10 protein-coding genes are annotated in these 14,443 nt (G+C 40.0%); 1 reads left to right on the forward strand and 9 read right to left on the reverse strand.

The window, feature by feature from the left end; translation table 11 throughout:
• Nucleotides 1-3 precede the first annotated feature (3 nt).
• Entirely contained in the window at nucleotides 4-1,782 is a 1,779-nt protein-coding gene (locus KCG35_RS05850) for a ShlB/FhaC/HecB family hemolysin secretion/activation protein (RefSeq protein ID WP_215818741.1), read from the reverse strand.
• Nucleotides 1,783-2,492: 710 nt separating this feature from the next.
• Here KCG35_RS05850 and KCG35_RS05855 point away from each other — a divergent pair.
• Nucleotides 2,493-3,935, forward strand: a complete 1,443-nt coding sequence (locus KCG35_RS05855) for a rhomboid family intramembrane serine protease (RefSeq protein ID WP_215818742.1) — start codon at nucleotides 2,493-2,495, stop codon at nucleotides 3,933-3,935.
• Between the two features lie 71 nt (nucleotides 3,936-4,006).
• Here KCG35_RS05855 and KCG35_RS05860 read toward each other — a convergent pair whose 3' ends face one another.
• The 8 genes from KCG35_RS05860 to rimP form a co-directional block, all read right to left on the reverse strand.
• Nucleotides 4,007-5,446: a DUF4013 domain-containing protein gene (locus tag KCG35_RS05860; protein ID WP_215818743.1), complete on the reverse strand. Its 1,440-nt coding sequence runs from the start codon at nucleotides 5,444-5,446 to the stop codon at nucleotides 4,007-4,009.
• A 260-nt stretch (nucleotides 5,447-5,706) separates the two neighbouring features.
• Complete coding sequence (gene pnp / locus KCG35_RS05865; RefSeq protein WP_215818744.1) at nucleotides 5,707-7,794, reverse strand: polyribonucleotide nucleotidyltransferase; 2,088 nt, start codon at nucleotides 7,792-7,794, stop codon at nucleotides 5,707-5,709.
• A gap of 309 nt (nucleotides 7,795-8,103) precedes the next feature.
• Nucleotides 8,104-8,373 carry a 30S ribosomal protein S15 gene (gene rpsO, locus KCG35_RS05870; protein ID WP_215818745.1) on the reverse strand — a complete coding sequence of 90 codons (270 nt, stop codon included), beginning with the start codon at nucleotides 8,371-8,373 and terminating at the stop codon, nucleotides 8,104-8,106.
• Nucleotides 8,374-8,563: 190 nt separating this feature from the next.
• Complete coding sequence (gene truB / locus KCG35_RS05875) at nucleotides 8,564-9,493, reverse strand: tRNA pseudouridine(55) synthase TruB (protein ID WP_215818746.1); 930 nt, start codon at nucleotides 9,491-9,493, stop codon at nucleotides 8,564-8,566.
• 3 nt (nucleotides 9,494-9,496) lie between these two features.
• Complete coding sequence (gene rbfA / locus KCG35_RS05880; RefSeq protein ID WP_215818747.1) at nucleotides 9,497-9,889, reverse strand: 30S ribosome-binding factor RbfA; 393 nt, start codon at nucleotides 9,887-9,889, stop codon at nucleotides 9,497-9,499.
• A gap of 34 nt (nucleotides 9,890-9,923) precedes the next feature.
• On the reverse strand, nucleotides 9,924-12,389 hold the full coding sequence (infB, locus tag KCG35_RS05885) for a translation initiation factor IF-2 (RefSeq protein ID WP_215818748.1): 2,466 nt from the start codon (nucleotides 12,387-12,389) through the stop codon (nucleotides 9,924-9,926).
• A 24-nt stretch (nucleotides 12,390-12,413) separates the two neighbouring features.
• Complete coding sequence (nusA, locus tag KCG35_RS05890) at nucleotides 12,414-13,910, reverse strand: transcription termination factor NusA (RefSeq protein ID WP_215818749.1); 1,497 nt, start codon at nucleotides 13,908-13,910, stop codon at nucleotides 12,414-12,416.
• A gap of 47 nt (nucleotides 13,911-13,957) precedes the next feature.
• Nucleotides 13,958-14,413: a ribosome maturation factor RimP gene (rimP, locus tag KCG35_RS05895; RefSeq protein WP_215818750.1), complete on the reverse strand. Its 456-nt coding sequence runs from the start codon at nucleotides 14,411-14,413 to the stop codon at nucleotides 13,958-13,960.
• Nucleotides 14,414-14,443: the final 30 nt, after the last annotated feature.

Consider the following 14,443-nt stretch of genomic DNA (forward strand, 5'->3'; position numbering starts at 1 on the left):
TCATCAAAACTTATAACTAACTTCAAAAAAGACTTGATAATCTCTTTCGTTACTGGCCTCATGACTCGAAAAAGGCTTCGCAACATAAAACCGACCATCAAGACCATTAATATCCGTAAAATACATACCAACCCCAACACCCGATAATGACTTTTTCTCTTCTTCATTATCCAGAGGATCGTTAAGCCATCCCTCAGCATGATCAACAAATACCGAGAAATTGATCATATCTTTCCAGCGCTTGCCATTATATGTTTCGTTATCGCCTATAAATGGAAAGCCAACATTCCACTCCAAAGATGTAAAGTAACCTTTATCCACAAGGAACTCAGATGCGGGATAAGCACGAACACTATTAGGTCCACCCATACTAAACTGCTCTAAAGAAACTAATGAATCGTCTGAGTATTGACCTTTAAAATTAAAGGTTAATGTCTGATCTTCATTCAGTGCTTGCACACGTGCTAATTCAAGATTCCACTTTGAAAATTTTCCACCTACATAATCACCGTTACTTCTTCTTCGGCTTGAATGATCACCATCACTTGATAATGTTTTTTCTTCCATAGCACCCCATAAATCATCAAATCCCTGGGAGTAACTAATAGAACCTAAATTAATACCTGCATATTTTTTATCTACATGATCAAAACTTAACTGGGCTGCTAATACCGTTAACTTATCAGTACCTAAGGTAAAATCAGTTTTTGTTTTTGTTTCTGATTCTTTAAGAGCTAAACCTAAACGTCCATAAATATTTAAATTCCTACTTCGTTTAAACACATGACGCCAATACACTTCATGTTGTGTACTGTACCCTTCTAATCCTAATACTTGTAATTCACTGCCAACATCAAACTTATTTTTAGAACTACTTACGCCTACGTAATTATAAGGATTAAATGCCTGTAATTCGTACCTAAAAGACCAGTATAAGGAGTTACTGGGTCTATCTGTTTGTAATAGCTGAAGGCTTAACGTATCGACTAAGCCTGCTAGGTTATAAAAATTTAATTCCGTTAAATAGCGATCTTTCCCAGTATACTTCGAACCAGATGAGTCAAATAATAAACGTCCGCTGTACCACTTTTCCTCTAGCGTCATTGTTTTTAAATCTGCAGTACCCACTTGCTGACCAGTAGTAAACATGCCTCCAACCGTTAAACCCGGGTAATCATTTAACAATAAAAGTGCTTCTTCAATTTCTTTAGAAGAAACAGGCTTATTCAATAATTGAGCAAAAGGTTTTAAGATCTGCTCATCACTATAATGTGTATTATCATTAGCAAAAACTTTCCCTAATTTTCCTTCAAGTACATTAAATGTCACAGCATTATTTTTTACTTCTTGAGCAGGAATATATACTTGAGCAAGTACCAGTCCATGAGATCGAAAATATAATGTCAGCTTATCGGCAATAAGTTGTAGCTGGCCAATAGTCAACTGTGCTGTTCCTTGGTTATTTTTATGATTTGTAATCTCTTCAGTAACTATCTCTTTTAACTCATCAACAAAAATATCATTTTCAGCATGATCACTAAAGCCAATAAGATTGATATTTTTTACAAATATTTTTGGGCCACTATCAACTTCTAGAGGCCTTTCAATTGAAGGAGGAATAGGAAAGATTTCTTGTTGAATAGCAGGCATTGATAACCTTTGATTCAACTCAGGTTCTGCACCACCGGGAGTAATTGCTGATGGTATCTCTTGAGATATAACAGCAAAGGAGGTTAAACCAACGAAAATAGAAAATATACGTGAAATAGTGCTTGTCTTCATACGTTTCCCTGTTTGGCTTACAACCATTAAGCCAGGCGTTTTGCTGAAAATATTTACTTTCGCCTATTATTTGAACAGGGATCATACGGATTTAACGCGCGTTGACAAAATTGTCACTTTTCTAATTTGTTATAGCTAAACGCCTCTTTTTTGTGACTCAAGTTTTAATAATTTTGTGACACATAATACAGCTTACCAGTGCTTTTTATAAATATGTGGGAATTTTGACGAATTTAAACAAATATCATTATTTATATGAATCTTAATAAGACCTCAAAATAACTCTTCTTTATGGACTATTGTTCTTTTTATGAATCAAATCACTTTGTATTTTTACGTATATTACTGTTGAATTAAACTATATATTCCCTTTTGAAATAATAATTTTTGGTAGCATTATGACTAGTAATTTAAGCCAATTTTTCTCATCAAGGGAAAAACTCAGAGTATTAACAGCACACTGTATCTAAACTTAATATTAAACCAACAACATGAAGATTAATTGTATTCTAGATCAAGATATACCGTAGTCAGGTAAGCTTATTTACTAATCAGATTAAACAATTGCCAGTCTTAGTCTAACTTATTGATTTCCAAATTCTTCTGTCAGATACCTAAAGCCTGCATTATAATCAGTAACGACATTTATATACATTCAATATTGAGTCGAACATACTTTAAGATTCATTACACAAGAGTATGGATTTACAATGTTAATCGTTCCAGCTGAACAAAAATTAGACTGGTCTAAACCGCCACTCTTAACCCTCTTACTCATTATTATTAACTGTATTATTTATTGGGGATACCAAGGCAATGACGAGCAAAAAATTGACCATGCCGTCACCTATTATATAAACAGTGGCTTATATGAGAAAGAAAAGCCACTTTATTACCAGTACATAGACAAAGAATATAAGCTGTACAATGAAATTTATCGGCTTGATAAATTGGGTTACAATGAATATGTTGCCACTAACATACTATTAAGTATTGGTTTTGACCAATTTCTTAAAGAAGAAATCAAAGATGATGAAGATAAAGAGCAGTGGCTCCGATCGAGAAAAGTAGCTACAGATCAGCGGGATGACATTAGCTATATCCGGTTTGGGATTATTCCCGCTAAACCTACAGCTGGCGGGTTCTTTGTATCCATGTTTTTACATGGTAGTGGGGATCACTTACTGGGAAATATGATTTTTCTCTTTATCTTTGGTTTTTCATTGGAAGTTGCCATTGGTAGAATCATTTTCACAACGCTGTATTTAATCACAGGCTTAGCTGCAAATGCACTTTTCTTTGTCCTCGAACCGCAAAGCTTTCAACCTGGAATCGGTGCATCAGGTGCTATTGCAGGCCTCATGGGGATGTATTTAGCACTTTATGGGCTACGAAAAATAAAATTCTTTTGTTGGATAGGGTTCTATTTCAATTACTTTCGCGCACCAGCTATTGCCATTTTCCCTATTTGGCTAGGGAAAGAACTTTATGGCGCATTCTTTACTTTTGATAATGTTAATTACTGGGCTCATATCGGCGGATTAATCAGTGGTTTTGGCTTGCTTTTCCTGACCAAAAACTGGCTGGTTAAAGTTGATGTTGATTACATCGAAAAAAATGATCCTAATGAACCCATTATACGAGCCATTAATCAAGCAGATAACTATATATCAAACTTTAATTTAGATGCTGCACAGCGAGTATGTCTGAGTGCTATTAATGAATATCCCGAAAATCACCAACTTCTAGAAAAATATTATGCGATTACCAGTCATAATCCTTCAGATAAAAACTTTCATCAAGCTGCATTAAAAATATTTCAATTGGCCAAAAACCCTCAACATATAGGTTTTGTCCATAAAATGTTTAAAAAGTACTCTCAACAAAAAAATGCCTCATCACTTAATTCACCTAAAGTGCTTGCTTTTCTCACAGAACATTTTTCGAAACATGGTTATCGGGCAGATGCCGAGGTTTTACTAAAACACCTGTTAAAACTCGATGCCAAATATACAAATCTACCCAATCTATTATTCTTGGTAGCCAAAGCTTGTGCAAAAGATAAAGATCAAACGAGTTACCAGCGCTACCTCAACTATCTAGTACACCACTATCCAGACTCACAACAGGCTAAACTGTTGAAAAAAAATTAATACTAGTATGAAAAGTCGTTTCACTATTATCCTCAGCTTTGCTGAGGATGTTTTTATTCAATCCAACTAATTCATGACTTCTTTATACTTTGTATTACATTTTGATAATCTTTTACTTCCTTTGTCACCATTGCATTAGGGTATTTCTGAATAATAAAGTTTAATAATTTCATTGCTTGTTCATCTTGATGTAACCCTTCAGAAAATGCTTTTGCCATAACGAAGTAAGCATCAGGAATACCACGGTATTGTGGAAAGAGCTTATGGAGATTTTTTAGTAACACGATAGCTTCTTTATAGCGATGGCTATTTACAAGAGCAGCCCCTAAACGATGACACGTTTCTGCAACCTTAAATGTCAGTGCCACTTGCTTTTCTTTACATGTCATATAAACCTGAGCAGCTTCACGGTCCATATTTTGCTCAAGTAATAGATTAATAAAATGAAGGCTATGGCGTGTCAATAATTCATTTTGACCAAATGTTTTTAAGTAATGATGATAACGTCTATTCAACTCAAGACTTTTCTGATATTTGTTAACTGCATTACGAATGACCTCTCCAGCCTGCTCGCGCCTACCTTCCTTCATAAATATTTCTGACTCACACAGCGCAAGTTTAGTTTCGTAGTCAACTTCATTGAGTACCCTTGTTTCATCTTGTTCACTGACAAAGCCAAAGGCTACTTGATATTGATAGATACAGTAACCCAATATAGCCACTGAAACACAATGGAAATAGGCACTAAAAAATGCATCTATTGGGATGACAAAAAACTCATTGACAAATTTCAGTATTATTTCTGTCGCAATATTTGGCCCCATTGTAAGAATGTATAAAAACACAAATAGAAGCAAATAAGGCCAGCCCATTCCCTTGATAATTTCAATAATACGACTGGGATTCATAGCTTCCCCTAGCGAATGCTCTCGGGCTAGGATCATAATACTGACAGGAATAAAGAGATATAATAAAGTAGAAACAATAACACCTATGACAATGGATGTTTTAAAGGCAGCAATACCACAAATCACTGCAATAACAATTAAAGCTATTTGTTTAAAGAGTAAAGATACCCCCTCCATTGAAAATGCTATAGTAGCAGGTGGTGCCTCCATTTCACCCTCAGCAATATAATTAATTACCGTAAAAAAGTAGTTAATCTGAATGCCACCTACAACAATCATCGCAGCGATATATAAAATAAGCCCACCTAAAGAGGTGACATCTCCAAACAGAAAAAAAACACCTGTCTGAATTAACGTTATGATTCCCAAAAAAATTAGCGCATTATTCTGAAAGGGGTATACGAAAAAGTCGTGAGTTTTCTTCCAGAAAGGCTCTGCTGAATAAGTTCCACCTAAGTAAGTGAGCGGTTCTGTACACAATGAACACTTTATCTTTCGTGTTGAATCTGCAGGGATTGGTACACAGCAGTCACCATAAAAATGGTTACATTTTTTACACTGCCATGTGGCAGGCTGGTCTTGGTGATATTTACACGTTCCCATAATCGTATCTAGCACATCCTGCTATTGAAAGTTATACCCATAAGTGAAGGGTATTTAAGTCACTTTTTCCTTTCCAACAAGTAGCAATGCTACTTTCTCCATCATAAAGATTTGCTCTCTTAATATTCTAAGTCAAACAAGGGTCTTCTATTTACCATAGCTATAAAATCAACACCCTGTTTTCAAATCAACGCGATCAATACTTTCAAGTTTGCAAAAAAAAGGGCCTGATGGCCCTTTTTTATATATCTTCTTCACTGTTACTCTTGAGCAATATCTTTCATACTCAATTTGATACGACCACGGTTATCAACATCTGATACGACAACCTTAACTTGCTGGCCTTCTTTCAGAGCATCAGAGACCTTTTGAATGCGCTTCGTTGAAATCTGAGATATATGAACCAAACCTTCTTTACCTGGAAGGATATTCACAAATGCACCAAAGTCAACAATACGTTGTACCGTTCCATCATATATCCGGCCAATTTCAGCTTCTGCTGTAATTTCTTCAATACGACGAACAGCTAACGCTGCAGATGTCTTATCATCTGCGTAAACTTTGACATTACCATTGTCATCAATATCGATGGCTGCACCCGTTTCGTCACAAATAGCACGAACAGTTGTTCCACCTTTACCAATAACATCACGGATTTTATCTGGGTCAATCTTCAGCATTAGCATAGTAGGTGCATTATCCGCCAGCTCAGGACGTGATGCAGCTAGAACTTTGCTCATTTCACCTAGAATATGCAGACGAGCATCACGAGCTTGCTCTAAAGCAGTTTCCATGATTTCTTCAGTAATACCCTGAATTTTGATATCCATTTGTAGGGCAGTAATCCCTTCAACTGTACCAGCAACTTTAAAGTCCATATCACCTAAATGGTCTTCATCACCCAGGATATCCGTCAATACGGCAAATTTTTCACCTTCTTTAACCAAGCCCATTGCAATACCAGCAACAGAAGCTTTCAAAGGTACTCCAGCATCCATCAATGCTAAAGATGCACCACAAACTGAAGCCATAGAGCTTGAGCCGTTGGATTCAGTAATTTCTGAAACCACTCGCATACTATAAGGGAAAGTATCGTCTTTTGGCAGAACAGCTTGAACACCACGCTTCGCTAGACGGCCATGGCCTACTTCTCTACGCCCAGTCGCACCAATGCGTCCACACTCACCTACTGAGTATGGAGGGAAGTTATAGTGCAACATAAAGGATTCACGCTGCTCACCTTCAAGCTGATCTACTAATTGTGCATCACGTGCAGTACCTAAAGTAGTTGCCACAAGAGCCTGCGTTTCACCACGAGTAAACAGGGCTGATCCATGTGCTGCAGGTAAAACACCCACTTCAACATGAATAGGTCTTACTGTTTTTGTATCCCTACCATCAATACGTGGGTTACCATCTACGACATTTTGGCGAACAATATTCTTTTCAAGCTTGCTGAACAGACTGCTTACTTCTGCAGCACTGGGCTGTCCTTCTTCATTGGCCAGTTCACTTACAGCCTGCTCACGAATTTCATCAAGACGAGCATAGCGCTTCATTTTGTCAGAAATTTGGTAAGCTGCACGTATATCAGATGCAAAAGCATTTTCAACAGTAGTCATCAATGCTTCATTGACAGCTGGTGGCTCCCAGTCCCAACGAGGTTTGCCAGCCTCAGCAGCAAATTCTGTAATAGCATCCACAACAACTTGGCACTCTTGGTGAGCAAATAATACGCCACCTAACATTTCATCTTCAGTAAGCTCATCAGCTTCAGACTCAACCATAAGTACGGCATTTTTAGTACCAGCAACCACCATGTCTAATTCAGACTGTTCTAACTCTGCATAACTAGGGTTGAGGACATAACCACGCTCATCAATAAAGCCAACTCGAGCTGCACCTATCGGACCATCAAAAGGAATACCTGAAATAGCCAGTGCTGCAGAAGTACCTATCATTGAAGCTATATCTGGATCATGCTTTTTATCAGTCGAAACTACTGTACATAGAATTTGTACTTCATTCATGAAGCCCTTGGGAAATAATGGGCGAATTGGGCGATCAATTAAACGAGATGTAAGTGTTTCTTTTTCTGATGGACGTCCCTCACGCTTGTAGAAACCTCCAGGTATACGACCAGCAGCGTATGTTTTTTCTTGATAATGAACTGATAAAGGGAAAAAACCAGCGCTTTCCACAGCTTGTTTAGCACCGACAGCAGTAACTAAAACAGTTACGCCTCCCATTGTTACTAATACCGCACCTGTAGCCTGCCGTGCAACGCGCCCGGTCTCCAGTGTTACGGTTTGATCACCGAACTGAAAAGTCTTTCTTACCGGATTCACAATGTTATCCTTCTTTCAAATCTTTCAATAATCTTGCCTGAAAATATTCATCTTGCACTGATTTATGCTAGCAGCACCAACTCTACAGAGTTAGTCCATACCTTACAGTGCCTATATATTCAAGGAGGCGCTGGACTGGCGGCAACTGAATGCGAGAGATAACAGGCCTATTGTTGGTATATTTTTTATACAAATAAAAACACCGCTAAACACTGGTAGTAATAACTACCACTGATCTTAGCGGTGTGCAGATTACCAGCATTAAGACATTCACGAAGTCTAGCTGGCGAACCTTCATCGCTAACCTAATTAGCGACGTAAGCCTAAACGAGAAATCAGGTTACTGTAGCGATCTACATCCTTACGCTTCAGATAGTCCAGCAGCTTACGACGCTGATTAACCATTCTAATTAAACCACGACGAGAGTGGTGATCATGAATATGAGATTTAAAGTGTCCTTGCAAACTTTCAATATTAGCAGACAACAATGCCACTTGAACCTCTGGTGAACCAGTATCACCTTCAACCGTTTGAAAGTTTTTAATGATCTCAGCTTTTTTTTCAGCACTTAGTGCCATAATCAATTCTCCTAAATAATATGCACTTATTGATGTAGTCAAAGCAGCTTGAAGCAAACAAACTGTTTACCCTGACAACTAGACTAAGCAAACTGAAGGTATGACCGTGCATATTTACAGCCATCCTCGCAATTCAAGCAGCGATTAAGTGCTAACACTGCTTAAAGAAGCTTGCACATTCTACCCGTAATTACGAGTAAATTCTAACCAATCGTCGTGGAGCAACACGACCATCATCTAAAATCTCACCTATCCCCAGAAAAACAGGTTGATCGCCTTCTTGATAGAGCCTTACAAAACCAGCTGTTGGTGCTCGAGGAACCAGCACTGGCTGTCCCTGAACTAGGTAATAAGCGGTTGTTTCACCAAGAATAACTTGAGGTAATAGTTTAAGTGCCATATCTATAGGCTGGAGTAACTCGTCCAAAGCCTCATGCCCACCTTGCTGGCATGCCTCGTCTAGCTGCCCAATGGAGTAAGCATGATCTAAAGTAAAAGGACCCGCCGAAGTACGCCGAAGAGAAGTCACATAGGCACCACAGCCCAAAGCTTCACCAATATCTTCTACGAGTGTACGAATATAAGTCCCTTTACTGCAGGCCACTTGTATCTCAGCAGTCTCTTGACTAAATGAAGTTAAAGACAGTTCACGAATAACCACATTTCTAGCTTTTCGTTCAACTTCAATCCCTTCTCTTGCCAGCTTATAGAGTGGCTGGCCATCAACTTTAATTGCTGAATACATTGAAGGAACTTGAGATATTTCTCCCGTAAACTGCTCTAGCGTTGTCAACAGCTCTTGTTCAGAAAAGATAATAGGGCGCTGCTCAATGATTTCTCCTTCAGCATCCCCTGTAGCAGTGCGAATGCCAAACCGAACGCCTGCCTGATAACCTTTATCTGCATCAAGCAAATATTGAGAAAACTTTGTTGCCTCACCAAAGCAAATAGGCAAAACCCCTGTTGCTAGTGGATCAAGACTACCCGTATGGCCTGCTTTAGCAGCCCCAAACAGGCTTTTAATTTCCTGCAATACTTTATTAGAGGTTACACCCTGACGTTTATCGAGCACCAGAATACCATGCACAGGGCGACCACGCTGACGACGACGTCTTGCCACGTTTTACTCTTCCTCAACACCTTTATCGTGGTGATTACGATCTTTACTTACAGCGTCATCAATCAATTTGGATAGATATTGGCCACGCTGAATACTTTCATCGAAAGAAAAGCGCAGTTGAGGTGTAGTTCTAGCGATTAATCTTTTTGCTAGCATTGACCTTAAAAAGCCAGCTGCTTTATTCAATACAGCAACTTGCTCGTCATTACTGACCTGATCTTCTTTCCCCAAAAAAGTGACATAAATATTTGCATAAGCTAAGTCTCGACTTACCTCAACACTACTTACTGTCACCATTCCCAGTCGCGGATCTTTGATTTCTAACTGAATTAGCACTGCTAATTCTTTTTGAATCTGATCCGCTATACGCTGTGTTCGACTAAATTCTTTAGCCATGTATTCTCACATTCAATTTATTTATCAGTCAAACTTACAAGCTACGCTCGACCTGAATTGACTTATAAACCTCAATCTTGTCGCCTACACGTACGTCATTGTAGTTCTTCACACCAATACCACATTCCATGTTGCTTCGTACTTCATTGACGTCATCTTTGAAGCGGCGCAGAGACTCAAGTTCACCCTCGTAAATAACCACGTTATCGCGAAGTACACGAATACGCTCATTACGATAAACCATACCCTCAACCACCATACAACCAGCAATAAGGCCAAACTTAGGTGATTTGAAGACATCACGAACTTCAGCCACGCCCACAATTTCTTCTCTAAACTGTGCTTTTAACATACCACTGAGTGCTTTCTTAACATCATCAATGATGTCATAAATCACACTGTAGTAGCGTAAATCGAGGCCTTCGGTTTCAACAATTTTTCTTGCAGTTGCATCAGCACGAACATTAAAGCCAAAAATAACAGCGCTGGAAGCTAATGCAAGGTTTGCATCTGTCTCAGTGATACCACCAACACCACCTGAAACCACTTTCACTTGGACTTCTTCGTTACCAAGATCATTCAGTGCCTGTGTTAATGCTTCTAAAGAACCACGGACATCCGCTTTCAAAACAATATTGAGTGTTTTCTTCTCATCTTGTTTCATGTTCTCAAAAACATTTTCAAGCTTAGCTGCTTGCTGACGTGCCAGCTTCACCTCACGGTATTTACCTTGACGGAAAAGCGCAATTTCGCGTGCTTTCTTCTCATCCTGTACCGCAAAAACCTCATCCCCTGCATCGGGTGTTCCATCCAAACCAAGGATTTCCACAGGAATTGAAGGTCCAGCATCTTTAATTGGCTTTCCATTTTCGTCCAGCATTGCACGAACACGACCATAGAATTGACCGGCTAGAATATTGTCACCTTGAGAAAGCGTACCATTTTGCACTAAGATCGTAGCTACAGCACCACGACGTTTATCCAAAGAAGACTCGATCACAATACCGCGCGCAGGAGAAATAGGAACAGCTTTTAACTCAAGCAGTTCCGCCTGCAACAGCAATGCCTCTAATAGCTCATCAATACCTTCACCACTATGCGCTGAAACATTGATAAACTGGGTATCACCACCCCACTCTTCAGGAATAACATCACGCTGAGCCAGCTCATTTTTAACCCGGTCAGGATCAGCTTCAGGCTTATCTATCTTGTTAACAGCTACAACAATAGGCACTTCTGCAGCCTTAGCATGTTGAATAGCTTCCTCAGTCTGAGGCATTACACCATCATCGGCAGCCACCACCAAAATAACAATATCAGTTACCTTGGCACCACGTGCACGCATTGCTGTAAATGCCGCGTGACCTGGTGTATCCAGAAAACTGATCATGCCTCGGTCAGTATTCACATGATAAGCACCTATATGCTGTGTAATACCACCCGCTTCACCAGCCTGTACTTTGGCTTTGCGGATGTAATCAAGCAGTGACGTTTTACCATGGTCTACGTGTCCCATAACTGTCACCACAGGCGCACGGGAAACTTGCTCACCTTCAACTATATTAAGCTCAGCAGCCAAACTATCTTCAAGCGCATCTGCTTTTATCAGTTTGACTTTGTGCCCCATTTCTTCAACCAGAATTGTTGCTGTTTCCTGATCGATGACTTGGTTAATTGTCACCATTGTGCCTAGCTTAAACATGGCTTTGATGACTTCAGCCGCTTTCACTGACATCTTCTGAGCCAACTCGGCTACTGTAATTGTCTCAGGAATACTCACTTCCCGAATAATTGGTTTTGTCGGTTTTTCAAAACCATGCAGTTGTGCTCTTTGAGGAGCCCCTCTGGTACGTCGTCCCGCTTTACCACGACTTAGTTGAGTCTCCCCTTTGTCTCCTGAACGACGCTTCTTATTATTACCACGACGATCTCCGCTATCACCATCGCTGCGCTCGTGACGGCTCTTTTCACGAGCTTTACGCTTAGGTGAACTTTTATCTGCCGCCGCTTTATCTTTTTCTTTTTCTTTTTGAGACTGCTCTGCTTCTAAGTGTTTACGAGCTTCAGCTTCGATGCGCGCACGCTCCTCTTGATCTTTAGCTCGCTTCGCGTCTTCTTTAGCAGCCTTACGACGCTTTTCTAACTCACGCGATTTTTCTTCAGCTTGACGTTTCTTCTCAGCTTTTTCAGCATCTGCTTCGTTACGTTTTACATAAGTACGTTTTTTACGTACTTCAACATTAACAGTTTTACTTTTTCCTTGACCGCCACTCACCTTAAGTTGGCTGACGGTTTTACGCTTAAGCGTTATACGACCTGGATCGGCTGCAGAGCCACCATGACTTTGCTTCAAATAAGCCAACAAAACTTGTTTTTCTTTGTCAGAAACAGCCTGATTAGCCTTTGTTTGCGGTAAGCCCGCATCTTTCATTTGCTGCAGTAATCGTTCAACAGGCGCACCAACCACTTGGGCGAGTTGTTCTACTGTTACATCTGCCATCAACAAATCTCCTCTCTCCGTGGTTTACCCTTGCTGCCCATCTTCGAACCATGGTGCTCGCGCAGTCATGATGAGTTGTCCAGCACGTTCTTCATCAATGCCTTCAATTTCAAGCAAGTCGTCAATTGACTGCTCTGCTAGGTCCTCCATGGTTATGATGCCTTTACTGGCAAACAAGAATGCCAGGTGCTTATCCATCCCCTCCATGGTCAGCAGATCTTCTGCTGGCTGGGCTTCTTCCAACTGCTCCTCTGAAGCAATCGCAAGGGTTAACAGATTGTCTTTGGCTCGCTGACGCAACTCATTTACTAAGTCTTCATCAAAGCCTTCAATTTCCAGCATTTCTTCCAGAGGTACATAGGCTATTTCTTCAAGGGAAGTAAAGCCTTCATCAACTAACAACTGTGCAAGATCCTCATCAACTTCAAGCTGCTCACGGAAGCGGTCTACAATATCCCCCACTTCACGCGCTTGCTTAGCCAGCGCTTCTTCCTCAGTCATCACATTGAGTGTCCAGCCAGTTAGCTCACTGGCTAACCTGACATTTTGACCATTACGACCGATAGCTTGCGCAAGGTTATCCTCAGCAACTGCAATATCCATAATATCGGCATCTTCATCCACGACAATTGAAGCCACTTCAGCAGGGGACATTGCATTAATAACTAACTGGGCAGGATTATCATCCCAGAGAACAATATCAATTCGCTCATTTCCCAGTTCTCCAGATACAGCTTGTACACGAGATCCACGCATCCCTACACAAGCTCCAACAGGATCAATCCGACCATCATTCGTTTTTACTGCAATCTTGGCTCTTGAACCTGGGTCTCGTGCTGCACCTTTAACTTCAATAACTTCTTCAGCTATTTCTGGCACTTCAATTTTAAACAGTTCGATCAACATTTGTGGGCAGGCTCGGCTAAGTACTAGCTGAGGCCCACGTCCGTCTTTGCGAATATCAAAAAGGAGTGCTCTTACCCGTGTTCCAACCCGAAAAGATTCTCTAGGAATCATTTGGTCTCTGGGTAATACTGCTTCTGCATTATTACCAAGATCAACAACAATATTATCGCGCGTTACTTTTTTAACTGTACCACTGACAATTTCGTTTAATTTTTCTTTATAGGCTTCAACTACCTGAGCACGTTCTGCTTCACGAACTTTTTGGACAATAACTTGTTTCGCTGTTTGAGCTGCTATGCGACCAAACTCAACAGACTCTATTTGTTCTTCCCAATAATCCCCAATCTGCAGGTTAGGATCTTTTTCATCTACTTCTTCAATAACAATATGTGCAGCAGGATTTTCATAATCTTCATCAGCAACAACTTTCCAACGCCGAAAAGTATCGTAATTACCTGTTCTACGATCAATGGCTACACGAACATCGATATCATCTTCATATCTTTTTTTAGTTGCAGTTGCCAAAGCAATTTCAATTGCTTCAAAGATAACATCGGGCGGCACACCCTTTTCATTTGATACTGAGTCAACGACTAGTAAAATTTCTTTGCTCATGCTACGCCTCGCCTGTTACTTAACCTGCCCAAAAGCCCAGAGAGCCCTTAAAACTGAGGTATTATGTTAGCTTTTTCGATCAGATCGATAGCGAACAAATATTCATGGTCTTCAACCTGAACCACGACTTCATCATTTTCCACGCCAGTGATAACGCCTTTGAATTTTCTTCGGCCTTCATAAGGTGAGCGTAACTTCAGCTGGACTTTATGCCCTTTAAACGCTTCATAATGAGCCAAAGTAAATAATGGGCGATCCATACCAGGTGAAGACACCTCAAGTGTATATTCACCAGAAATTGGATCTTCTACATCTAAAATACTACTTATTTGCCGGCTAACTTTTTCGCAATCGTCTAGATTAATTCCCTTTGGAGAATCAATAAAAACTTGCAGCTTTGAGTGTTTTCCTTGAGAAAAAAGCTCAATACCCCACACAACAAAGCCTAATGCCTCTATGGTGGGCACAATCAATTGTTCAAGTGTCTGGTGTTTACTTGCCACAAGTCACTGGCCTCAACCCAAATAATTTTT

It is taken from the genome of Zooshikella harenae, assembly GCF_018837975.1.
Classification (GTDB): Bacteria; Pseudomonadota; Gammaproteobacteria; order Pseudomonadales; family Zooshikellaceae; genus Zooshikella; species Zooshikella harenae.